General features: G+C 47.4%; 19 protein-coding genes. 12 read left to right on the top strand and 7 right to left on the bottom strand.

The annotated features are described in order from the left end of the window. Positions 1-113: 113 nt before the first annotated feature. Positions 114-1,460: a branched-chain amino acid transport system II carrier protein gene (gene brnQ, locus ACTCCX_RS01920; protein WP_463274472.1), complete on the top strand. Its 1,347-nt coding sequence runs from the start codon at positions 114-116 to the stop codon at positions 1,458-1,460. A gap of 303 nt (positions 1,461-1,763) precedes the next feature. Here the strand turns inward: brnQ and ACTCCX_RS01925 are convergent, their stop codons facing one another. After that, a complete protein-coding gene (locus ACTCCX_RS01925) occupies positions 1,764-3,905 on the bottom strand; it encodes an RNA degradosome polyphosphate kinase (protein ID WP_463274473.1) in 2,142 nt (713 codons plus the stop codon). Between the two features lie 45 nt (positions 3,906-3,950). Next, a complete protein-coding gene (locus ACTCCX_RS01930; RefSeq protein ID WP_463274474.1) occupies positions 3,951-5,495 on the bottom strand; it encodes a Ppx/GppA phosphatase family protein in 1,545 nt (514 codons plus the stop codon). 300 nt (positions 5,496-5,795) lie between these two features. Here ACTCCX_RS01930 and ACTCCX_RS01935 point away from each other — a divergent pair, with 300 nt between their 5' ends. Continuing rightward, positions 5,796-7,001, top strand: coding sequence for a 3D domain-containing protein (locus tag ACTCCX_RS01935; protein ID WP_463274475.1), 1,206 nt, complete (start codon positions 5,796-5,798; stop codon positions 6,999-7,001). 337 nt (positions 7,002-7,338) lie between these two features. Here ACTCCX_RS01935 and ACTCCX_RS01940 read toward each other — a convergent pair whose 3' ends face one another. From ACTCCX_RS01940 to ACTCCX_RS01955, 4 genes are all read right to left on the bottom strand, one after another. Continuing rightward, positions 7,339-8,073: an amino acid ABC transporter ATP-binding protein gene (locus tag ACTCCX_RS01940; protein ID WP_463274476.1), complete on the bottom strand. Its 735-nt coding sequence runs from the start codon at positions 8,071-8,073 to the stop codon at positions 7,339-7,341. Beyond that, positions 8,066-10,219, bottom strand: a complete 2,154-nt coding sequence (locus tag ACTCCX_RS01945) for an amino acid ABC transporter substrate-binding protein/permease (protein WP_463274477.1) — start codon at positions 10,217-10,219, stop codon at positions 8,066-8,068. The genes ACTCCX_RS01940 and ACTCCX_RS01945 overlap by 8 nt, the downstream gene beginning before the upstream one ends. 313 nt (positions 10,220-10,532) lie before the next feature. Continuing rightward, a complete protein-coding gene (locus ACTCCX_RS01950; RefSeq protein WP_072763691.1) occupies positions 10,533-10,685 on the bottom strand; it encodes a YvrJ family protein in 153 nt (50 codons plus the stop codon). A 78-nt stretch (positions 10,686-10,763) separates the two neighbouring features. Continuing rightward, positions 10,764-11,633 carry a Cof-type HAD-IIB family hydrolase gene (locus ACTCCX_RS01955; RefSeq protein WP_463274478.1) on the bottom strand — a complete coding sequence of 290 codons (870 nt, stop codon included), beginning with the start codon at positions 11,631-11,633 and terminating at the stop codon, positions 10,764-10,766. 196 nt (positions 11,634-11,829) lie between these two features. On the opposite strand from ACTCCX_RS01955, the gene ACTCCX_RS01960 reads away from it, so the two are divergent. The 10 genes from ACTCCX_RS01960 to ACTCCX_RS02005 all read left to right on the top strand — a co-directional run bounded on the left by ACTCCX_RS01960 (position 11,830) and on the right by ACTCCX_RS02005 (position 22,008). Beyond that, entirely contained in the window at positions 11,830-12,504 is a 675-nt protein-coding gene (locus tag ACTCCX_RS01960; protein WP_463274479.1) for a uracil-DNA glycosylase, read from the top strand. 24 nt (positions 12,505-12,528) lie between these two features. Then, positions 12,529-13,239, top strand: a complete 711-nt coding sequence (locus tag ACTCCX_RS01965; protein ID WP_463274480.1) for an alpha/beta fold hydrolase — start codon at positions 12,529-12,531, stop codon at positions 13,237-13,239. A 241-nt stretch (positions 13,240-13,480) separates the two neighbouring features. After that, positions 13,481-13,846: a class Ib ribonucleoside-diphosphate reductase assembly flavoprotein NrdI gene (gene nrdI, locus ACTCCX_RS01970; protein WP_463274481.1), complete on the top strand. Its 366-nt coding sequence runs from the start codon at positions 13,481-13,483 to the stop codon at positions 13,844-13,846. Further along, positions 13,839-16,016, top strand: coding sequence for a class 1b ribonucleoside-diphosphate reductase subunit alpha (gene nrdE / locus ACTCCX_RS01975; protein ID WP_463274482.1), 2,178 nt, complete (start codon positions 13,839-13,841; stop codon positions 16,014-16,016). The genes nrdI and nrdE overlap by 8 nt, the downstream gene beginning before the upstream one ends. Positions 16,017-16,085: 69 nt before the next feature. Continuing rightward, positions 16,086-17,051 (top strand): class 1b ribonucleoside-diphosphate reductase subunit beta, encoded by a 966-nt coding sequence (gene nrdF / locus ACTCCX_RS01980; protein ID WP_463274483.1) that lies wholly within the window; start codon positions 16,086-16,088, stop codon positions 17,049-17,051. Positions 17,052-17,326: 275 nt separating this feature from the next. Continuing rightward, positions 17,327-18,439, top strand: a complete 1,113-nt coding sequence (locus tag ACTCCX_RS01985; protein WP_463274484.1) for an ABC transporter substrate-binding protein — start codon at positions 17,327-17,329, stop codon at positions 18,437-18,439. A 15-nt stretch (positions 18,440-18,454) separates the two neighbouring features. Further along, a complete protein-coding gene (locus ACTCCX_RS01990) occupies positions 18,455-19,303 on the top strand; it encodes an alkaline phosphatase family protein (RefSeq protein ID WP_463274485.1) in 849 nt (282 codons plus the stop codon). Next, a complete protein-coding gene (locus tag ACTCCX_RS01995) occupies positions 19,290-20,135 on the top strand; it encodes an ABC transporter permease (RefSeq protein WP_463274486.1) in 846 nt (281 codons plus the stop codon). The genes ACTCCX_RS01990 and ACTCCX_RS01995 overlap by 14 nt, the downstream gene beginning before the upstream one ends. A 3-nt stretch (positions 20,136-20,138) precedes the next feature. Beyond that, entirely contained in the window at positions 20,139-20,954 is an 816-nt protein-coding gene (locus ACTCCX_RS02000) for an ABC transporter permease (RefSeq protein ID WP_463274487.1), read from the top strand. Between the two features lie 37 nt (positions 20,955-20,991). Continuing rightward, positions 20,992-22,008 carry an ABC transporter ATP-binding protein gene (locus tag ACTCCX_RS02005; RefSeq protein WP_463274488.1) on the top strand — a complete coding sequence of 339 codons (1,017 nt, stop codon included), beginning with the start codon at positions 20,992-20,994 and terminating at the stop codon, positions 22,006-22,008. Positions 22,009-22,309: 301 nt separating this feature from the next. On the opposite strand, the gene ACTCCX_RS02010 is transcribed toward ACTCCX_RS02005, so the two are convergent. Next, positions 22,310-23,401 carry a chromate transporter gene (locus ACTCCX_RS02010; RefSeq protein WP_463274489.1) on the bottom strand — a complete coding sequence of 364 codons (1,092 nt, stop codon included), beginning with the start codon at positions 23,399-23,401 and terminating at the stop codon, positions 22,310-22,312. Positions 23,402-23,427 lie beyond the last annotated feature (26 nt).

The raw sequence follows: 23,427 nt of genomic DNA on the forward strand, positions 1-23,427 counted from the left end.
CATAAAAATGAGAATTGGGTAAGTTTTTCTGGTTGAACGCTCCCAATGATAGTAACAGCGGAAGTGCCATGATAGAATGAACAAAATTGAAACAGAAAGTTGGCTGAGTCTTAATGGATAAAAAATTATCGAATAAAGAATATATATACATCGGCTCCATGCTGTTCGGCTTATTTTTCGGGGCCGGAAACCTGATATTCCCGGTTCATATGGGGCAATTGGCTGGACAAAATTTGATTCCGGCGATACTGGGGTTTATCGTGACGGCAGTAGGATTACCGTTCCTGGGCATCGTAGCGATGGGACTCTCCGGAAAAGAAAGTCTGCTGGAAATGGCGAGCAAAATCCATCCCAAGTACGGCGTTTTCTTCACCGCGGCACTTTATCTAACGATCGGTCCGTTCTTTGCGACACCGCGTACCGCGACAGTGTCCTTTGAGGCAGCTTTTGCTCCTTATTTGGATCTTTCAATGACAAGAATGGCGCTTTTCCTGTTCTCATTGCTTTTCTTCGCGGCTGTGCTTTGGTTCTCCCTGAAGCCATCGGAAATATTGAAATGGGTAGGCAAGGTTCTGAACCCAATTTTCTTGGTTTTTCTTTCGATTCTGATCCTCTTCGGATTTTTCGCGCCGATGGGTACCGCGAGTGAAATGCCGGTGGATGCGAGCTATCAGACAGGTGCATTCTTCAAAGGCTTTCTGGAAGGGTACAACACGATGGATGCTCTGGCTTCCTTGGCTTTCGGCATCATCGTCGTAACGACGATCCAAGGCTTGGGCGTTACAAAGACAACGACCATCGCGAAAGACACGATAAAATCCGGGACAATCAGCATGCTATTGATGGCTGTCATTTACGGTTCGTTGGTTTACTTGGGCGCAACGAGCCGTGGTGTTTTTGAAATAAGCGACAATGGGGGGATTGCCTTAACGCAAATCTCAAACGAGTACTTCGGCATGTTCGGTGCTGTTCTGTTTGCGGTCATCATCACCGTTGCCTGTCTGAAAACAGCAATCGGCTTGATCACGGCCATCAGCGAAACGTTTGTGCATATGTTTCCGGGCACGTTGGATTATAAAAAATACGTCTATCTTTTTACAGCCATTTCCTTCGGGTTGGCGAATCTGGGTTTGAATCAGATTATCGCGTTCTCGATTCCGGTGCTGATGTTCCTTTATCCACTGGCGATCACATTGATTTTCCTGTCGATCATGAGCAACCTTTTCAATGATCGGACGATAGTCTACCAGATGACGACCTTGTTCACTTTACCGTTCGCAACCGTTGATTTCCTGAAGGCTTTGCCGGAAGGGATCAGAGACGCTGTCGGCCTCAACGGTGTCATTTCCTCGGCCGATGCCGCAATCCCGTTATCCGATATCGGAATGGGGTGGCTGATCCCATCCGTAATCGGTTTTGCGATCGGCTTGGCAATTTCGAAAAACAACAAAACAGCATAAAATGAAGGAACGAGGCTGTCTCAATCGGAGATAGCCCCGTTTTTCCGTATTGTCGGCCGACTGCTGGTCGGAAGAGTGCGGCGGATTCGAGCCCCAGATCCGACTAGGCGTCCCTCCACCGGAGTACGCCGGTAACTATCGGCGTGAACTACGACGAGGCCGCCATCATCGGAGAACGCAAACTAAATGTTGGCCGCTCCTCCGGTGAAACCTGCGTTCACCGGAGGAGCGACATTCGGAACCCTAAGTTTGCCCGATAAAACAAGACCGCCTCTATTGAGACGGTCTTGGTCTTGTCTGCCGTTATTTCTTGAACCTTCGCTGGATTTTTTTTAACCAGGAATCCTTTTCGGAGAGTGACGGGATTTCTTTTTCCTTGTTCGCAAGCTCCATGAAATATTTTTGTGCATCCATTGCTGGTTTATCGTTGCGCACATGTCGATAGGTCCCGTCAGGATGCAGTTCGCGCGCTTTCGTGTTGTCTGCAAGGTAGACAGCCATCAATGATAGGATTTCTTTCTTGATGGCGTCATCCAGAATCGGAAATTCTATCTCGACGCGTTTGATCATATTGCGGGTCATCATGTCTGCAGAAGACAGGAACAGGTTTTCATCTCCGTTATGATGGAAATAGTAGACCCGGCTATGCTCCAAGAAGCGGCCGACGATGCTGCGGACATGGATGTTCTCGCTCACGCCGGGTACTTGGGGTTTCAGGCCACAGATGCCGCGGATGATCAGGTCTACCCGGACACCGGCTTGGCTGGCTTCGTAGAGTTTCATGATGACGCGTTTGTCGGTCAAAGAGTTCATTTTCGCGATGATATGCCCATTCGCGAATTGTTTGTGTGAGGCGATTTCGTCGTCGATATATTCAATGAACGAATCCCGGATTTCGAAAGGCGACACATGAAGGTGATTGTACTCTGGCTGATCCGAATAGCCGCTTAAGTAGTTGAAGAAGTTTGTGGCATCCTCGCCGATCTCCTTGTTTGCGGTGAAGATGGCCATGTCCGTATACAGTCTGGCGGTCTTATCGTTGTAATTGCCGGTAGCCAGATGGACATAACGGACGATGCTGTTATTTTGTTTTTTTACGACCATCGTGATTTTGCTGTGGGTCTTCAGGTGGGTCATCCCATAAAGGACATGCGCACCGGCTTCTTCCAATTCTTTTGCCCATTGCACATTATTCTCTTCATCGAAACGGGCTTTCAGCTCGACCAGCACAGTGACTTGTTTGCCGGATTCGGCTGCAATCTTTAAAGCTTCGATGATTGGTGAATCTTTGCTGACCCGGTAGAGGGTCTGCTTGATGGCGATCGTATCTTCATCCTCAGCAGCGCTCTTGATGAAGTCAACGACCGGATCGAACGAGTCATACGGATGATGCAAGAAGACATCCTGCTTTTCGACTACATCAAAGATGTTTTTCCCGGACAGATCACTAGGTATGACGGGTGAGAAGTCAGGGTAGACTGCATCCGGCAAAACAATCATCAGATAACGGGTCAATTTGCTGAGGAAAGTGAGATCAAGCGGACCATCGATCATATAGACATCGCGATCCTCGAGATCCAATTCTGTCTGCAAAAAGCGCACGTCTCCCTGGAGGGTCTCGAGCGTATCGCGTGTGTCGACTTCGAGGCGGACAGCCATGCCATTTTTACGTTTCTTCAGGTAATCCTGGATGACCACAAGCAGATCATCGGCTCCATCCTCATGCAGCTCCAAATCCGCATTGCGGGTGATTCGGCAGCTGAAGCTGTTTGTGACGGTGAAACCTTTAAACAACGTATGGATGAAATGGCGCACAATGTCTTCCAACAGAACGATGCCGATATCGTTTTTGTCTTCGTCCAATAAAATGAATCGTTGCAACGGAGCCGGAACAGGCACAATCGCAACCCGGGTCGTATCTTCCTTTTGTAAGTTGACGAAAATATGGATCAATTTATTGTTCAAGTTGGGGAAGGGACGGTAGGCATCGATCCCTAACGGCGTTAAGGCAGGGAAAATTTGCTCATGGAAGGTATCTTCAATAATCGCCAGTTCGCTTTCGGAAAGGTCGCTTATTTTTTTGACGCGGATCTTTTTTTCAACCAATCTGGTCAAAAGTCCATAATAGTATTTGTATTGCAAAGCGATGTTCTCGCTGTTTTTCTTGGAGATGGCAGTCAACTGTTCAAGGGGAGTCATATCGGTTTTACTGTCCGTTATATGATAGCCGAGCTTGAATTGATCCTGCAACCCGGCAACCCGAACCATGTAGAATTCATCAAGATTTGAACTTGCAATTGATAAAAAGTTCAGCTGCTCAAGCAAAGGGTTTTGAGGATCTTGCGCTTCCTCGATGACACGTTTGTTGAAGTCCAGCCAACTCAACTCTCGATTGAAATAATAATCTGCATGAGCAAGATTGGGTTTACTATCTGATTCCATCATATGACACATCCGTTCGTTCGATTTCTAAGCTTTATTTATAGCATATCAGTGTTGAGTTTCTGTAAAGATAATGTTAAGTTTTCCGTTCAGCAAACGCTCGATGTGTTTACGTTGGCGTTCGGCGCGATACTCTTCGGCAAGAATGTCCCCTTGATAATAGAGCACCAGATCGTGCCCAATTTTTGTCTTATTGATTTTGATGTCCTGGATGACCGCCATGTGGGAATCGTTGATGGCGTCGGCGAACTTGATGATGCCGCCGAATGATTGCAGTTGATCAATCTGAGTCACGGTGTACCATTCTGTATAGCCGGTCAGGTATTGGTTTACGAGCGATCGGTTTTTGAAACTGGCCAGCAAAGCAATGCTGACCCGTTCTTTGTGGCTGATGCCATCCAAGTCGCTGTTTGAGATGATGTAAAAAGTATGCTGTGAACTGGCGCCTGTTTCGACGAATTGGCCAAGGTAATAGAGGTAGCTTCCGAAATGCAGGAGTTTCTCCATTTCCGGATTCTTGTCAAAAATCCCCAACCGGCACAATTCCTCATAAAGCATATCGACCAACTTCACCCTTTGCTGCGCAACATGCGCCAAAGTATGGTAGCTGGCGGCAATTCTGCTGACCGATTGGGCCGCGATATTGAAAACGTTGAAGGCTCTGTTTTCGTATTTGTTGTTCAGATATTCCATCACGATGCCTTCACGCAAGCCTTTGTTGCTGAACAAGAACACAGGGGCCTTCACTTCATCGAAGAGCGTATTGAACACCACGTTCGCCGGTATAATCAGATCGGTTCGGTCCCGGCTCAGTCCATCCAGGTTCTGCAGTTGCGGAATGCTCAATGATTGGAACAAATCCAATGTCTTCTGAAGGTCGTTTTTGTACATGCGGTATCCGTGCACGCCCGCTAAGCGATAATTGACTTGGCGTTGGTGAACATTCGCGATGCTGCGGGCAGATCCGCCCATGGCTACGATCGGCACCTGTTTTTTGCTGAGCCATTTGATTGACTTGAATTGCTCCTTCACAAATTCCTGCATTTTCTTGATTGCTTTCGGATCATTGTGTTCTTTGCCGTCAAAGAACATCTGCTTCAATGTCACGACACCAAACGGGAAACTGTGGTAAAGCTGGAGCTCTTTATTCTCATAGTAGGTGACTTCCGTGCTGCCGCCGCCGATGTCGATCGTGATGCCGCTAGGGAATTGGGTTGTATGCAGAACGGCATAATTCCCGTAAAAGGCTTCTTTTTCTTCCGGCAACAGCATCATTTCGATTCCGGTTTTTTTGCGCACTTGCGCGATGATGTCCTCGCGGTTGGTGGATTGCCGGATGGCGGCAGTCGCTACCGGCATCAGAATGCTGACTTGATACTGGTCGGCAACGGATTTGAAGCTTTTCAGGACTTTGATGAGTACATCGATTCCTGTTTGGGACATCTTTTTCTTTTTGTCCAAATATTGAAACAACCGAGCTGGGGTCTTGATGTTCTGGACTTGAAACATTGTAAAGTGTTCATCGATTTCAAAGATGACCAGACGGATAGTATTGGATCCGATGTCGATTAAACCTATTCTCTCTAATAACATGCGTGTCTCCTTCTGAACCCCGAATCTTCCAAGATTCCTCACTTTACATTTTACTGGAATTCAGCAGATTTGTCATAAAATTATCTTTTTATGTTGCAGAATTAAGCTATCTGAACCGAATTTATATTACAGTGGAGAATCTTATGTTACGGATAAGTTACAAAATGGTCTTTCGGAAGGTGGAATATGACTTGATCGAATCATTTGATACGAAACAGTAAAAGTAATGCAACCATCCATCAAGTGATTTTCGATATAATAAAGGAGCATTTTCCAACGAGAAAAGAGAGGCGTGAGATTTTGAATCATAAAAAGCGTATAGGGAAACTGATGTTGGCCGGCTTGGCAGCAAGTCTGACCCTTTCCATTACACAAGTTCAAGGTTCCACCTTAGATACTTTAACCCAAGAAGAACAAAAGACGGAAGCTCAAATTGCCTCTGTAGAGGTGACTATCGGCGAAACATTGGCATCGATCAACCTAAAGCAAATGGGGATAGATGACCTGAAGGCGCAAATTACTTCTACGGAAGAGAGCCAAATCGAGACTAGAGCAGCCATCGAAGCGCAAAAAGAAGTGATCGCTTCGCGGAAGGAACAACTGAAAACACGGCTCGTTGCCTTGCAGACTTCTGGTGCAACGACGAACCAAATTTTGATGTTGTTGGATTCCGAAAATTTTGCCGATTTCATCAATAGGGCGTATGTAGTCAGCCAGTTGCAGGCGGCTGACAATGAACAAATTGAATCTGCCATCTCGGAAGAGGAGAAACTGATTGCATTAGAGGAGCAGTTGGCTGAGGAAATCCAAGCAGTCAAGGCTGCTGAAAGCCGTCTCAAATCAGAATCCGCTGCGTTGGCTGCCGAATTGAATGTTCTGAAGGGCGTTTTGTCCGACAATCAAATCGTTCTTTCGCAGGTGAAAGCGGAGTATGCGGATGAAGCAGCCCGTTTGGCTGCGGAAGAGGCTCAAGCCAAAGCTGATGCCGAAGCAATGGAAACTGCTGCAAAAGTAGCGGAAGAACAGCGAATTGCGGAATCGACCAGTGCCATTGCAGTAGCGGAATCCTCATCGTCCGCAACGTCGGCGCCCGTGCAAGAGAGTGTGGGCTCATCATCCACACAAGCACCCGTAAGCCAAATCACCGACAGTTCGGTTGCTGCGGTTGAAACCGCACCTGTCGTGACCGCTCCTACTGTGACAGAAACACCTGCTGTGCAGAGCAAGAGCTTGGTCGTATCGGCAACAGCCTATTCGCGCCACGAAGCAGGCTTGTCCAACTTTACCGCCACTGGCATCGACCTGTCGATCAATCCGATGGTCATCGCGGTGGACCCTTCCGTGATTCCATTAGGGAGTCTGGTAAGCGTACCGGGTTACGGCATCGCAATCGCCGGAGACACCGGGGGAGCGATCATCGGGAACAAAATCGACTTACACATGGAAGACCTGAACGCTGCACTTGCTTTCGGCAGACAAACTTTGACAATTACTATTCTGCAATAAACAGAAAATAAAAATAGCGAGCGACGGATGCTGATCCGTTGCTCGCTATTTTTTTGTTGCACGGCTCATTAGCGGCTTTACGAACTCCGGTGAAGCGGGGGTTCTCCGGAGTTCGGAGGCTACGATCATTCGCTCCTCCGGTGAGCCGGTCTTCGCCGGAGGTAGTAACCCTAGTTCTTACGCATCTCCAGCGAAGCAGAGGCTCACCGGAGATCAAGGGCACCCAAACGTTTCCGCTTTTTCTGGGAGCCAGCTTTTCCGTTAGTCAGATTGAACCGCGGCCGTGAATCCTAAAAAAATAGGCTGCCTCCTCCGAGGCAGCCAAAACGTGATGCTGTTACAATACTTTGTTCAGGAAATCCTGCGTACGAGGATTTTGGGGATTTCCGAAGACTTCATCAGGCGTGCCTTCTTCGACGATGTACCCGCCATCCATGAAGATGACGCGATGTCCGACTTCCCTTGCAAAGCCCATCTCATGCGTTACGACAACCATGGTCATCCCTTGTTTTGCCAATTTTTTCATGACTTCGAGAACGTCGCCGACCATTTCCGGGTCAAGCGCGGATGTTGGTTCATCGAAAAGCATGATTTCCGGATTCATTGCCAAAGCGCGTGCGATCGCGACACGCTGCTTTTGACCGCCGGATAGGGAGCTCGGAAAGGCATCAGCTTTTTCGGACAGGCCGACCGTTTCCAACAATTCAACTGCTTTTGCTTTTGCGGATTCTTTGTTTTCCCGTTTCAGTTCGACAGGTGCCAAGGTGATGTTGTCCATTACCGACAGGTGCGGGAAAAGGTTGAAGTGCTGGAAAACCATCCCGATTTCTTCGCGTACTTTATTGATGTCCGTCGTTTTTTCGGTGATGTCTTGCCCGTCGATCACTACATGCCCGTCGGTGACTTCTTCAAGTTTATTCAGACAGCGCAGCAGCGTACTTTTACCGGAACCGGAAGGGCCGATGATGCAGACCACTTCACCTTCAGCGATTTCAAGGTCAATTCCTTTCAAAACCTCGTTGCTGCCGAAGCTTTTCTTCAGGTTCGTGACATTTATTTTTGCGTTAGCCATTCTTTAATCTCCCCTCAAGGTTTTTGGAAATCTTCGTAAGGATCGTGATGACGATAATGTACATCAAGCCGATGATCAACCACATATTGCCGGAAGCATAGGTTCTGGCGATGATGATTTTACCGGTCTGTGTCAACTCGACAAGCCCGATGATGGATAAGATGGAAGTGTCTTTCAAAGTGATGACGAATTGGTTGATGAATGATGGAATCATGATGCGTATTGCTTGCGGCAAAATGATTTTGTTCATTGTTGTTTGATAAGTCAGACCTAAGCTGCGTCCTGCTTCCATCTGTCCGACATCAACCGCTTTGATACCGCCGCGGAAGATTTCGGCCAAATAAGCCGCCGCATTTAAACTAAGTGTGATAATCCCTGCAACCGTCGAACTCATCCGGAGCCCCATCAATTGCGGAATCGAGAAGTATACGAAAAACGCCAAGACAATCAGTGGGACACCACGCATGATGTCTACGTAGATGGTTGCGATCCAGTTCAACGCTTTGTTAGGGGATACGCTGAACAAGCCGATTACGATACCCAAGGCCAATGCGATCACGATTGATGCAAAAGTAATCAAGATTGTTCTGCCCAAACCTGACATAAGAGTCTTCCAGTTTTCTTGGATCAGCCCGAAGAAAGAAGTATTGCTTGCTTCGATGTCGGAACCGAGATATTTATTGACGATTTGTTCATAAGCACCATTGGATTGCAAGTTAGCCAATCCCGTATTGATCATATTCAGCAATTCCGGATTCGTGTCTTTTGCGACTGCGATTCCATAAGAACCTCCGGCTTCTTTTTCGGTAGCCAGTTTCAAAGCAATACCTTGGCCTTCGATTGCGTAAGCCATGACCGGATAATCTTCAAATGCCGCAACGGAATTGCCGGCGATAACGTCCTGGTACATATTGGCTGAATCATCGAATGTCGCTAAAGTGAAGCCGTACTCGTCTTTGATGGACTCTGCAAAAGTGGCGCCTTCTGTACCGGTTTTCACTGCCACAGTCAGGCCTTCCAAGTCCTCGTAACTGTCGATATCGCTGTCAGCGGCAACCGCCATGACAACGCCGCTCTCGAAATAAGGTTCCGAAAAATCAAATGTCTGTTTGCGTTCGTCGGTGATGCTCATACCGGCGATGACGGCATCCACTTGTTTGGCTTCCAATGCTTGCAGTGCAGCATTGAATCCCAATGGGCGGATTTCGATTCCGAAACCTTGGTTTTTAGCGATTTCGCGGATCAGATCCATGTCGATCCCGACATAGTTGCCGTTAGCATCCTGGAATTCGAATGGGGCGAAAGTTGTGTCGGTTGCGATGATATAAGTTTTTCCGTTCTGTGCCGGAACATCCAGGCTTGTATCTGCGGCAACACCGAGGTATTTTTCCTGGATTGCTTGGTAAGTGCCATCCGCTTTCAGATTGGCCAAACCTGCATTGAACATTGCCAACAGTTCCGGATTTGTGTCTTTAGCCACTGCAAAACCGTACGAACTGCCGGCTTCTTTGTCAGTAGCCAATTTAAGAGCCAAACCTTGATCCTCGATGGCGTAGGCCATAACCGGATAATCTTCGAATGCCGCAACGGAATTGCCCGACAGGACATCCTGATACATATTGGCGGAATCTTCAAAAACGGTTGTAGTGAAGCCATATTCATCTTTGATCGATTCGGCAAAAGTGGCGCCTTCCGTACCGGTTTTGACGGCAACATTTTCGCCTTCCAGATCTTCGTAGCTTGAGATGTCGCTGTCGGCCGCAACCGCCATAACGACGCCACTTTCAAAATACGGTTCCGAAAAGTCGAAAGTCTGTTTGCGTTCATCGGTGATGCTCATGCCGGCGATGACACCGTCAACTTGCTTTGTTTCCAAAGCCTGCAGAGCCGCGTTGAAGCCCAAAGGACGAATCTCCACTTCAAATCCTTGGTCATCCGCAATCGCTTGGATGAGCTCCATGTCGATGCCGACAAATTCGCCGTTTGCATCCTGGAATTCAAACGGTGCAAAAGTGGTGTCTGTTGCGATGACAAACTTTTGTGTTTCTGTTGCTTCCGCTACTTCGTGCTGGGCTGAGCCAAAAATAAAAAAGCCCAAGGCCATGAAGAGCATCGGCAACTTTAGTCGCAGTTTCTTACTTAACATATTTTTTTCCTCCCTATAAACAGCATTCCTTCTGATATAACCATGAGATTACGATGAAGCCTCTGCTTTAATACTCATATAATACCACATCGAGATTATATTTAAAATTCAGAGAAACCTCAATCCTTTAGTGACGCGTAGATGTCAGTAAATATGACATGTAATCCGTGCGTAATAAAGACGTTGACAAATAGACGTCAACTACTCCGAATTTGTTTGGGCTGTTCAGGAAAAAACAGCAAAAAGCCCTGATATGATGGCATAAAAGCTGTCATATCAGGGCTTTGGCTAGTTCCGGCGAGGAAAGGTGTGATCATTTAAAGGCCCGGCTCAGCTCTTCGATCGCGCCGACCAGTGCATCGAGTTTTTTTTCCATCCGGTGCAGCAGGTACATTGCGATCACAATCGGAAATCCGGTATTGCTGATCAGTTCCATATACGCCAGCACATCCACGTTCGCATCCATTCATTTTCCCTCCTTTCCTACATCCTTAAAGACGGAGGAAAGGAAGGAAAGTGTAACTACCGGGCTAGGGATGAGGAATCACAAATTTTCGTTGATGCAGCGCATGATGGCTTCGGCAACGCCGTTCTCCGAATTTTTGGAAGTAAGGTACTTCGCATATTCTTTCACCCCATCTTCGGCGTTAGCCACTGCGAAGCTGGCTCCTGCAACTTTCAGCATCGAAACATCATTGAAGTTATCACCGATTGCCATGACATTCTCCAACGGAATCCCTCTTTTTTTGGCAAATTTTGCCAAAGCGATCCCTTTCTGGGCTTCTACATGGTTGATTTCGATGTTATTTCTGAAGGAGGAGGTCACGACCACGCGACTGTCTTCGGCCAGTTTGGTGCGGATCGGTTCCAGTTCGCTTTGTCCTGTGTCGCTGAAGACCAGAATCTTGAGGACTTGTTGGCTCTTGTCATCCAGAACCTCCTTGAAATTGTCGACATAGTTTACGTGCATAAGCTCCAAACGAGCGACCGCCAGCACAAGCGCCATCTTGAAGGTTGTGTCAGGGTTTGTCTCATGAAGCAGTGAAGTGGTCGCCTCGATCCTGCGTACCTTGTTGTCCGAGAAAATGCCTTTGGATGTCATAATTTCGCAATAGAGACCGTACTTCTTGACATCCTCCAAAATATGGCGTGTGGTTGTTTTATCGATTCCCAGATTTTCGACCAGCTGGCCATCTTCGTCAAATACTTGTCCGCCGTTGAGTGTGATCATGGGGCAATCGATGCCGACTTCCTTTAAGGCCGGAACAGCTTCGGTGTATCCTCTGCCGGTTGCGACCATAAATTTGATGCCCAATCTTTTTGCTTCATTGATGGCGCTCACGTTTGATGCGGAGACTTCCATCTTATCATTCAATAAGGTGCCGTCCATATCCGAGACGATCAGTTCAATCATACATTCATCCTCCTGTTAGGTAATTGCAGTATATTCACACTTATATTCTACCATGCTTTTTCATTTTCGATAAAAATAAGTTCAGGAGCGCTCAAATCAATTGTCTGGAAGATGGAAGGGCTGAAATGAAGCTGTCGATTATGGTAAGATAGTCGCATACGGAAATGAAAATAAGACAGATAGTGGTGTGGTGAATATGAAAGAAATTATCCATAACGAGTGGCAAGAAAAGCTGGAAAAGGAGTTTGAAGCACCGTATTATCAACAGTTACGGGTCTTCCTGAAGCAAGAATATCTGAACGAGACGGTATATCCCGGAATGCAGCATATCTGGGAAGCCTTCGAACTGACCCCTTACAACAAGGTCAAAGTGGTCATACTCGGACAAGATCCTTATCACGGCCCGGATCAAGCGCATGGATTAAGTTTTTCCGTACAAAAAGGGGTCAAACTGCCGCCTTCCTTGGTCAACATCTATAAGGAACTGCAGGACGATCTGGGGATAGCGCCAGCGAGACAGGGCGATTTGACAGCCTGGGCGAAGCAAGGCGTTTTCCTGTTAAACACGGTCCTGACTGTACGTGGCGGAGAAGCCAATTCTCATCGCGGCAAAGGTTGGGAGCTGTTGACTGATGCCGTCATCCGAGCTTTGAACGAACGGGCAGAACCAGTCGTCTTCATCCTTTGGGGGAACGCATCGATAGCCAAAAAAGTGTTCATCGACACGACGAAACATGTGGTGATTACGTCGCCGCATCCTAGCCCATTGTCATCCTACAGGGGCTTCTTCGGTTCGAAACCATTTTCCAAGACGAACGAGGCGCTCAAATCGTTCGGCGTCGAGCCGATCGATTGGCGCCTCCCGGACTAAATATAGAAGAAAGGGGCGTTGCCCGTGAAAGGAAAGACATTGAAGACAGATAAAGGGACTCTTTATTATCAAGTCGGCGGTAAAGGAGATGCGTTGCTTCTATTGCACGGAAACGGTGAGAGTTCGGACATATTTGCGCAGCAGTTTCCCTTTTTCACGAAACACTTCAGGGTCATTGCGCTCGATACGCGAGGTCACGGCAAATCAGATCTGGGAGTAGAGAGACTGACGTTCAAGCAGATTGCAACGGATATTCTGGCCTTACTCGATAAGGAGCGAATTCAGACAATCCATGTGCTCGGGTTCAGTGATGGAGGTAATCTGGGCTTGTATTTGGCGGCTCATCATCCGGATCGGATCGCTTCTTTGGTTGCGATGGGGGCCAATTACGAAGCGGATGGGCTGACTGACGCTTGCAACGAGGAAACGCTGGAACGCTATGAGGAGCTACTTGGATTGCCGGATTCTGATCCGGAAAAAATCCATCGTCTCTGCATCCACAATCTTATGCTGGAAGAATTGGATCTTTCGGCTGAAGCGTTGCGCAGTATTCAAGCGCCAACTTTGCTTATGGCTGGAGAATTCGATCTGATCCGCGACGACCAAACGGAGGCGATGCACCGCCTGATTCCCGGATCGCGGAAATACATCGTGCCCGGTGGAAGCCATGGCTTTTTCATGGATGATCCGGAAGTGTTGGAACGGCTTGCAAAAAAATTCTATTCAAGTTTGTGATTTCCGGAGCGTATCAGGAGGTGCTTCCGGAAAATTATGTTAGAATGAAAATCTCAAATGCAGCCGGAACAGATCATCCGCATTTCCGGGATGCTTGGATAAATATAGTGAAAATAAAAACAAGTACACAATATGCTGTGTGGTTTTTAGGAAACCGCACTATATGTTGTGTTTTTTGTTGTAATTCCATCCGTGCAAACGTATAATGGATGAAGAACAGTTGGGAAAAGGATGATGCGAAATGAAGATAGTGTTTATGTCATTGACCGGCCAAACAAGGAAGTTTGTAAATAAACTGGGCCTTGAAACCATCGAACTGACGGCTGAAAATGCCTTCCGGACGCTTGAGGAGCCGTTCATCATCGTGACCCCGACCTACGATAAAGAGGTAACGGATATTCTGGTCGATTTCATTGAGACGGATCAGAACCGCTCCTACTTCAAAGGCGTGGCAGGCGGCGGGAACCTGAATTTCGGCAAGCTTTTCGGTTTTACCGCAAAAGACTTGGCGCGCGACTATGGCGTTCCGCTGCTGCACTTATTTGAGTTTCAAGGCAACGAGAAAGACATTCAGATTTTGAAAGAGAAGGTGACGGAACTTGGATAGTCCAAAATTAGTAACCAAAACAGAAGATGTAACCTATTATAAATTAAACAATGAAATCAATCGTCCGATCAATAATGCAATTCCTTTACATAAGGATAAGGAAGCTGTACGGGCATATTTCCTGGAGCATGTGAATCCGAACACGGTTTTCTTCTATACTTTGGATGAGAAATTGAATTACTTGATCGAACACGATTACATCGAAAAGGAATTCCTGGAGAAATACCCGCTCGATTTCATCAAAAAGTTGATGCAGGACACGTACAACAAAAAATTCCGTTTCAAATCGTTCATGGCGGCCTACAAGTTCTATACCCAGTACGCGCTGAAGACGAACGACGGCAAACGTTATTTGGAGCGCTATGAAGACCGGATTGTCTTTAATGCCCTCTTTTTGGCTGACGGGGACCAGCAGTTGGCTGTCGACTTGGCTGAAGAGATGATTCATCAGCGCTACCAACCGGCTACTCCGACTTTTTTGAATGCCGGCAGAAAACGCCGTGGTGAATTGGTATCATGTTTCCTGATCCAAACGACCGACGATATGAACAGCATCGGCCGTACAATCAACAGCGCCCTGCAGTTGTCCCGCATCGGCGGTGGCGTGGGTGTGAACTTGTCGAACGTCCGGGCGGCGGGCGATCCGATCAAAAAAATCGAGAATGCATCGAGTGGTGTTGTGCCGATCATGAAGCTTCTTGAGGATAGTTTCAGCTATTCCAACCAATTGGGCCAGCGAAACGGGGCTGGTGCGGTCTACTTGAGCGTGTTCCATCCCGACATCGTGGCTTTCCTTTCCACCAAAAAAGAGAACGCCGATGAAAAAATCCGCGTGAAGACACTTTCCTTGGGCCTGGTCATTCCGGATAAATTCTACGAACTGGCGGCAAAGGACGATCAGATGTATCTGTTCAGCCCATATGATGTGGAGCGGATCTACGGGAAACCATTCTCATATGTCGACATCACCGCGGAATACGAAAATTTGGTCAACAATCCGGAAATCTCCAAATCGAAGATCCGCGCCCGTGACCTTGAGAACGAGATCAGCAAACTGCAACAGGAATCCGGCTATCCGTACATCATCAACATCGATACGGCCAACCGCACCAATCCGGTGGACGGAACGATCGTCATGAGCAATCTTTGCTCGGAAATTCTGCAGGTGCAGCAACCTTCCTTGTTGAATGACAAGCAGGAGTATGAAGTGCTGGGAACAGACATCAGCTGCAACTTGGGTTCAACGAACATCCCGAACCTGATGCAATCGCCTGATTTCGGCAAGTCGGTCGAAACGATGGTCCGCGCTTTGACATACGTAACCGATCATTCGAGCATCGACGCGGTCCCGACAGTCAAGAACGGGAACGATCAAGCGCACACGATTGGCTTAGGCGGCATGGGCTTGCATACGATGTTCGCAACCAACCAGATGCATTACGGCTCGCCGGAATCGATAGAATTCACAGACATCTACTTTATGCTTTTGAACTATTACACTTTGGCAGCCAGCAACAAAATCGCCAAGGAGCGCGGCCAATCATTCGTCAATTTCGAGAAGTCCAAATATTATACGGGTGAATATTTTGATGCCTATACTGATACTGATGTCGTTTTCCAATCCGAAAAAGTTAAACAAATCTTTGAAGGCATCAAAGTCCCTACGAAGGAAGATTGGTTGCAGTTGAAGCAAGCAATCCATGAATCCGGCTTGTATCACCAGAACCGTTTGGCGATCGCACCGACCGGCTCGATCAGTTACGTCAATGAAACGAGTGCAAGTCTGCACCCGATCACGCGATTGATTGAAGAACGCCAAGAGAAGAAAACCGGCAAGACTTACTATCCGGCTCCGCAGCTTTCCAACGAAACGATGCCTTATTATCGTTCGGCTTATGATATCGATATGCGCCGTGTCATCGATATTTATGTCGCTGCCCAAAAGCACATTGACCAAGGCATGAGCCTGACGTTGTTCATGCGCTCCGAATTGCCGGAAGGCATGTACGAATGGAAAGAAGGGCGCACCAATAAAATGACGACACGCGATCTGAACATCCTGCGCAATTATGCATGGAAGAAAGGCGCGAAATCCATTTACTATGTGCGCACCTTTACAGAAAACAACGACGAAATCGGAGCGAACGCCTGCGAATCATGCACAATCTGATGCTGCAGCGCGACTGTATTTGATAAACTGTCACGCACGAATCGGGAAGTCCAACGGAGGAATGAAAAAATGGCAAACAAGCCTTATATAGCAATCAACTGGAACAGCATCGAAGACATGTTGGACAAGTTGACATGGGAAAAATTGACGGAACAATTTTGGCTGGATACACGTATTCCATTGTCTAATGATTTGGACGACTGGCGTACCCTCAGCAAAGCCGAACAGGATATGCTGGGGAAGGTGTTCGGCGGCTTGACGCTGCTGGACACGCTCCAATCGCAGGACGGCATCGCCGCAATGAAGGAAGATATGCGCACGCAACACGAGGAAGCGGTCCTGAACAACATTCAATTCATGGAATCGGTCCACGCGAAAAGCTACTCTTCGATCTTCAGCACACTGAACACGAAAGCTGAAATTGAGGACATCTTCAACTGGACCAACAGCAATGAGTTCATCCAGAAAAAAGCCAGCATCATCAACGATATCTATAAGAACGGGAATCAGCTGGAAAAGAAAGCCGCCAGCGTGCTGCTGGAATCGTTCCTGTTCTATTCGGGATTCTATGCACCGCTTTGGTATCTCGGCAACAACAAATTGCCGAATGTGGCGGAGATCATCAAGCTGATCCTGCGTGATGAATCGGTCCACGGCACCTACATCGGCTACAAATTCCAGATCGCCTACAACCAACTGTCCGAAACGGAACAGGAAGAAGTGAAAAACTGGGTCTATATGCTGACGTATGAGCTGTACAACAACGAAGTGAAATACACGCAATACATCTACGATGAGCTGGGCTGGACAGAGCGCGTCAAAGTGTTCATCCGCTACAACGCCAACAAAGCCTTGCAAAATCTGGGCTTCGATCCGTTGTTCCCGGACACGGCAGATGATGTGAATCCAATCGTCATGAACGGTATCTCGACCGGAACCAGCAACCATGATTTCTTCTCGCAAGTCGGCAACGGCTACTTATTGGGAGCTGTCGAAGCGATGGAAGACGAAGATTATGTCAAGTGGATCGACTAAAATAAGAAAAGCAAGAAGAGCTGCGGATTGAATCGCAGCTCTTCTTGCTTTTTTGTGCGGACCGCCAGGCAAAAGGATGGATAACTTTACGTTATCCATCCTTACCATGATAAGGAAATTCGTAAACAATGTTGCAACAACAGGGTCTCATCATTGTTTACAAAATGCTTACAGAGAATCCAAAGGTTATTTACATCCGTCTGTTAGTATTTATTTGTAGTCAAATACGTAATGAAAACGAATGGATCAGCATTCACAAATAAGGAGAGAATAAAATGAAATTGTCCAACAAAAGATTGTTTGCGGGCCTGGCTTTAAGCAGCATGCTTGTTTTGAGTGCGTGCGGAACAGAGGCGGCGACCACTACTGAGGCAGAAGTCGATCTGAACGCTTTGACATTGAGTGAAATCGAGACGCAGGCCAAAGAAGAAGGGCATGTGGAATCAGTGGGGATGCCGGATACGTGGGCTAACTGGGGTGAGACTTGGGAGGAACTCGAAACGGCATATGGCTTGACGCATGCAGATACCGATATGAGTTCAGCTGAAGAATTGGCTTTATTCAAAGCAGAACAGAACAATCCGACGAAGGATATCGGCGATGTCGGTCAATCGTTCGGACCTGTTGCCGAAGAAGACGGATTGACTCTGGCCTACAAGACATCCTACTGGGATGATATTCCGGAGTGGGCTAAGGATGATGATGGGGATTGGATCGTTGGTTATTACGGAACACTGTCCTTCATCACCAATTCGGAAAAAGTAACAGATGTCCCGACCAGCTTTGAAGATATCTTGGCAGGCGATTATAAAGTTACGATCGGTGACGTAAATGCTGCTACACAAGCACAAAATGCAGTATTGGCTGCAGCCATCGCAAACGGCGGAGATGAAACCAATCTGGATCCTGGCATTGCTTTCTTCGCACAACTGGCTGAACAAGGCAGATTGGATCTGGGCGATACCTCATTAGCCCGTTTGGAGTCAGGGGAAATCGAAGTCGGCTTGTTCTGGGACTTCAACGCACTGAATTATGCGAATCAAATTGCAGAAACGAATCCGAATGCCAGTTTTGAAGTGACCATTCCGCAGGATGGAACAATCCAAAGCGGATATGCAACAGTCATCAATTCAACGGCGCCTAACCCGCATGCCGCAGCATTGGCCCGCGAATATATCCTTTCTGATGAAGGCCAGATCAATTTGGCAAAAGGCTATGCACGTCCTATCCGTGATAATGTCGAACTGCCGCAAGAAGTGCAGGACATTTTGCTTCCGGCAGAACAGTATGTCAAGGCGCAACCGGTTTCTGACTTCGATGAGTGGGAAGAAGCTGCAGCCGGCCTTGGCCAGAGATGGCAAGAAGAAGTCTTGACGAAAGTAAAATAATCGAGGTTGATTACAGTGAATAAAGTGATTTTTGTAGTGTTGGACGGATTGAATGCCAAGACAGCCCATAACCATATGGGCTTCTTGGAGCATTTGGTCGAAAAAGGAATCATGGCGGCTTATACCGTCAAATCAGAAATGCCTGCACAATCAAGGCCTCTATATGAAGTTTTACAGACGGGGGTTCCAGCTGCCGAAAATGGCATCACCTCGAATCGCACAGTCTGTCGTTCAAAAGAACAGAGCGTTTTCGAAATCGCAAAGGAAAACGGACTCAAGACGGGAGCGGCCGCTTACTTCTGGGTGAGCGAGCTGTATAACCGGGCGCCCTTTCAAATGATGGAGGACAGGATCCAGTTGGATACGGACTCCCTCATCGAGCATGGCATTTTCTATCATGAAGATCATTACCCTGACAGCCATCTGATTGCAGACGGCGATTACTTGATCCGCAAAAAGGCGACAGATTATACGCTGATTCATTCGATGAATATCGATGATGCCGGCCACAAGTTCGGCGCAAACAGCAAAGAATATGTGCAAGCGGCCGTCCGCGTGGATGCCGAACTTTCCCAGTACATCTGGAGATGGATGAACGAAGGTTACCAGATTGTGGTCACTTCCGATCATGGCATGAATGATTTTCATACACATAATGGCATGTTGGACGAAGATCGGCTCGTGCCGCTGTATTTGTTTTCGGATAAAGTGATCATCCAGGACTTCCGCAAAGAAGGCGCCGCTGTGCCTCAGCTGGAAATGGCCCCCTTATTATGTAATTTATTGGGTGTTCCGGCTGGGGGTCGCATGCAGTTGATTCAGGGAATCCTTATGGAAAGGGGTTCAAGCGATGCACCAGAGTGAAAAACGCAAGCACCTCATGTTGCTCTTGCCGTTCGCGTTGCTGATCCTCTTGTTCGAATTGATGCCGTTGACTAACATCCTCGTCAACAGCTTCTTGGAAGCCGGTACAGGTGGCATTACGTTTGCCAATTTTGCGACCATTTTTACGAGTGACTATTACCTGATGTCGATCAAGAACAGCCTGTTTGTTTCCCTGTTGTCCGCATTCATCGGAATTGCGATCGCGCTCTTGGGCGCATACGCCATCCATTCTGCGAGTGACAGAATGAAAAAGTTCTTTATCACGACCTTGAATATGACCTCGAACTTTCAAGGCATCGTGTTGGCTTTTGCATTCATCTTGCTGCTGGGGAATTCAGGGATACTGACGACACTGGCTGAACAATGGAACTTGACCGGATTGAACAACTACGATTTGTATACTACATCAGGGATCCTCATCACTTTCATCTACTTCCAGATTCCATTGGCTACCTTGTTGCTTTATCCCTCGTTTGATGGTATCAAGACCGAATACAAGGAAGCGGCAAGCCTGATGAATGCGACGGCTTGGCAATTCTGGTCAAAAATTGGTCTCCCATTGGTGTTGCCCAGCATTTTCGGAACTTTTTCAGTTCTCTTTTCAAATGCGTTGGCGGCCTATGCAACACCCTATGCCCTGCTGGGAAATAATTATGCGTTGTTGCCGATCCGGATCTCCTCCATGTTCACGGGTGATGTCGTCCAACAGGTGGAACTTGGAAGTGCTTTGTCGATTGTGATGCTCGTACTGATGAGCACGATGACAGTCATCAGCAACAGCCTGTTAAAGAAATTCAGAAAGGGTGTGTAAAAAATGAAGAAACGAAGCAATCCCTTCTCTTCATTCATAATCGTGCTCCTTTCCGTGATTTTGCTGTTGCCGCTATTTGTGACGTTGTTGAATTCTTTGTTCAGGGATCTGAGCAATATCATCCCGGAAGGATTCACTTTTGAATTCTACAGCGGTATTTTTGCGGGTTCAGGCGGGATGGCAGGCGCGATAGGCAGGTCTTTGCTTATCGCAATCATTCCGACGCTTGTTCTGTTGATGCTGCTTTTGGCGGCGATGTATGTCGTGCAGATCCATTATCCGAAGTGGGATAAATATCTGGATTTGTTGTCGAAAATCCCCTATGGCATCCAAGGGGTCATTCTCGCGGTTTCGATCATTTCGCTCTATGCCTCTTCCAATACCTTTCTTTCGAACCGTATTTTTTTGTTGAGCTGTGCATACGGAATCGTCATCCTGCCCTATATGTACCAAGGCATCAAAAATGCGTTGACCACACTGGAAATCATGCCGATTCTGGAGGCTGCGGAAACGCTGAGTGCCAGTAAGCTGTATGCCTATTTCCGGATCATCGTACCCAGCATACTGAAGGGTTTGGTTGCGACAATTCTGCTTTCGATAGGCATTCTGTTCAGCGATTTCGTGCTGGTTAACATCATTGCGGGCAGTTACTATGAAACAACCAGCATTTTCCTGGATAAAACCAGAAGCGTTTCAGGTCACGCGGCAAGTGCAATTTCTGTGGTCATCTTTGGCATCATGCTGATTTTGACGAATTTGGCGGGTTATCTGGGATCGAAAGACAATAAAAAAGCAAAAACAAACACTAAAATGGAGTGACAGCTTCATTTTTTTGTTTGATGATAGAGGAGATATAATGGCGTACATAGAATTCAAGAATATCAGAAAATCATATGACGGTGAAAATTTAGTGTTAAAGAATCTCGATCTGCAGGTGAATGAAGGCGAATTGGTAACTTTGCTGGGGCCGTCCGGTTGCGGAAAATCAACCTTGCTGCGTTCGTTGGCCGGTTTTGAAGCGATTGATGGTGGCAGCATTCACATCAACGGTCAGGATGTGACGGATCTGCCGCCGGGAAAACGGAATATCGGGATGGTTTTTCAACAATACTCGTTGTTCCCCAACATGAATGTAGCGGAAAACATCGCATTCGGATTGAAGATGCAGAAAATGAACCAGCGTGTGATCAAAGAAAAAGTTGCCCGTATCATCGAACTCGTGGAACTATCCGGCAAAGAGAACCATTATCCGGCGCAACTATCCGGCGGTCAAAAACAGCGCGTAGCCTTGGCACGCGCCATCGTGACGGAGCCGAAAGTGTTGTTGTTGGATGAACCACTGTCTGCTATTGATGCATTATTGCGGAAAAATCTTCAAAAACAGATTCGCCGTATTCAGAAGGCTCTGCATATCACAACGATTTTTGTCACCCATGATCAGGATGAAGCGATGCTGATGTCAGATGTCATCCATGTCATGGCTTCCGGAAAAATCGAGCAGTCTGGCACACCGACCGAAATATATACCCATCCAGAAACACATTTCGTGGCTTCGTTCATCGGCAACTACAATCTGTTGGCACGCTCGGATTTTGAAAAATTGACCGGGCAAAAAAAACAGGTAGACCAAGTAGCTATTCGTCCGGAGGCAATCGAGTACTTCAAGGAGCCGCAGCTTGAAACCGATGACTATCTGTATTTCAAAGGGAAAGTGGTCGATGAGACGATCAGCGGGAATATATTGTCCTATGTGATCGAAACGGAGCAAGGCGTACAATTGCGTGCGGATCATCTCTATCGTACCTTCAATCTGCTGGATAAGGGCGAGCAAGTCTTCCTGAAGGTAGAAAAACGGAACGTGCTGGAGTATTAAAAAAGACCCTCTCCACTGCTCTTATGCAGGGAAGAGGGTCTTTTCTTTTATATAGGATGGTACTAATATCAGCCTGACATTGGAATTGTCGAATAAAGACTGATTATTCGACAATCCGGTTCGAGGTTGGCACGAAATCGTCGAATGCCAGCAAGCATTCGAGAATTTGAATCCGACTAAATGAAAAATTATCGAATAAGGGCCAGCTATTTGATAATTCTAGAAGTTACTGTTACCGTCAGACCCCAATTGCAGTTCCAGCTCGCCGGGATGACAGATATGTTCTTATAGTTACCGCAGCTTAAAAAATAGTCAGGAGCCACCCGATGAAGCCGCCCATGATGATCAGATAGGAGGAGTTCACCTTGAATTTGATGAGTCCTATGAAACTGACTGCGAAGAGGACGACACTGACCCATGAAACGAAGGTAGCCGTCCCCAATTGCCAGGAAACGGATGCCATCAAAGCCAGTGAAGCAACCGTGATTCCATCCAAGATATCGCCAAATATTCTGGATGAACGCAGCTTGTTGAACAGCGGATGCAACAGCAGAATCAGCAGAAAGGACGGTAAAAAGATGCCGACAGTCGCCAAGAGGGCACCCGGCACGCCCTGGATCAGATACCCCACAAAAGTCGCCGTCGTGAAAACAGGTCCGGGGGTGAACTGGCCGATTGCGACGGCATCCAGCAACTGGGTGGTGGTCAAAGCGGCATAACGATCGATGAATTCCGCCTGCAGAAAAGCCAACAGCACGTAGCCGCTCCCGTACAAGACCGACCCAATCTTCAAAAAAGTCAGGAACAGCAGCATCAACGACATTGGTTCGATTGCCAGATGACGAGAGCGCCATTTAGATAATTGTTGTGTCAGCAACATTGTCAATCCTGCCAGAATGAGAATCGTGATTTCGCCGACACCCATCAGCGACAACAGGTAGGCCGCCAAGAACAACAGCAACGACTGGGTGTTTTTGATTGTCGTCTGACCCAAACGGAAAAGGGCCTGGACGATGACAGCCAGAATGACCGGCTTTATGCCGGTGAAGATCGCCTCAATGAGCGGCACTTGGCCATATTCTTTATAGAACATGGCCAGCAGCAGGACAATCGCCATGGCAGGGAAAATGAAGCAGATTCCCGCCAGAAACAGCCCGATTTTTCCGCCGCGCTTGTATCCCAAAGCGATAGCCAACTCCGTTGAGTTCGGGCCGGGAATCAGATTCGTGAAGCCGAGCAGGTCCATGAAGTCACTTTTTGAGAGCCAGTTGCGCTTCGTCACCAATTCGTCCTCCATCATGGCGATGTGCGCAGCTGGGCCTCCGAAGGCGAAGAGACCCAAACGGGCAAACACAAGACAGATTTCCTTGTAGATTTCTTTAGAATAAGTCATAGATTTCCTCCAGCTAATTATTCGCA

It is taken from the genome of Trichococcus sp. (assembly GCF_055118575.1).

What these genes read in the sequence shown, in the direction of transcription:
- brnQ (WP_463274472.1), top strand. Translation starts at nt 114, where the DNA reads ATGGATAAAAAATTATCGAATAAAGAATATATATACATCGGCTCCATG.
- ACTCCX_RS01925 (WP_463274473.1), bottom strand. Translation starts at nt 3,905, where the DNA reads ATGATGGAATCAGATAGTAAACCCAATCTTGCTCATGCAGATTATTAT.
- ACTCCX_RS01930 (WP_463274474.1), bottom strand. Translation starts at nt 5,495, where the DNA reads ATGTTATTAGAGAGAATAGGTTTAATCGACATCGGATCCAATACTATC.
- ACTCCX_RS01940 (WP_463274476.1), bottom strand. Translation starts at nt 8,073, where the DNA reads ATGGCTAACGCAAAAATAAATGTCACGAACCTGAAGAAAAGCTTCGGC.
- ACTCCX_RS01945 (WP_463274477.1), bottom strand. Translation starts at nt 10,219, where the DNA reads ATGTTAAGTAAGAAACTGCGACTAAAGTTGCCGATGCTCTTCATGGCC.
- ACTCCX_RS01950 (WP_072763691.1), bottom strand. Translation starts at nt 10,685, where the DNA reads ATGGATGCGAACGTGGATGTGCTGGCGTATATGGAACTGATCAGCAAT.
- ACTCCX_RS01955 (WP_463274478.1), bottom strand. Translation starts at nt 11,633, where the DNA reads ATGATTGAACTGATCGTCTCGGATATGGACGGCACCTTATTGAATGAT.
- ACTCCX_RS01960 (WP_463274479.1), top strand. Translation starts at nt 11,830, where the DNA reads ATGAAAGAAATTATCCATAACGAGTGGCAAGAAAAGCTGGAAAAGGAG.
- nrdI (WP_463274481.1), top strand. Translation starts at nt 13,481, where the DNA reads ATGAAGATAGTGTTTATGTCATTGACCGGCCAAACAAGGAAGTTTGTA.
- nrdF (WP_463274483.1), top strand. Translation starts at nt 16,086, where the DNA reads ATGGCAAACAAGCCTTATATAGCAATCAACTGGAACAGCATCGAAGAC.
- ACTCCX_RS01985 (WP_463274484.1), top strand. Translation starts at nt 17,327, where the DNA reads ATGAAATTGTCCAACAAAAGATTGTTTGCGGGCCTGGCTTTAAGCAGC.
- ACTCCX_RS01995 (WP_463274486.1), top strand. Translation starts at nt 19,290, where the DNA reads ATGCACCAGAGTGAAAAACGCAAGCACCTCATGTTGCTCTTGCCGTTC.
- ACTCCX_RS02000 (WP_463274487.1), top strand. Translation starts at nt 20,139, where the DNA reads ATGAAGAAACGAAGCAATCCCTTCTCTTCATTCATAATCGTGCTCCTT.
- ACTCCX_RS02005 (WP_463274488.1), top strand. Translation starts at nt 20,992, where the DNA reads ATGGCGTACATAGAATTCAAGAATATCAGAAAATCATATGACGGTGAA.
- ACTCCX_RS02010 (WP_463274489.1), bottom strand. Translation starts at nt 23,401, where the DNA reads ATGACTTATTCTAAAGAAATCTACAAGGAAATCTGTCTTGTGTTTGCC.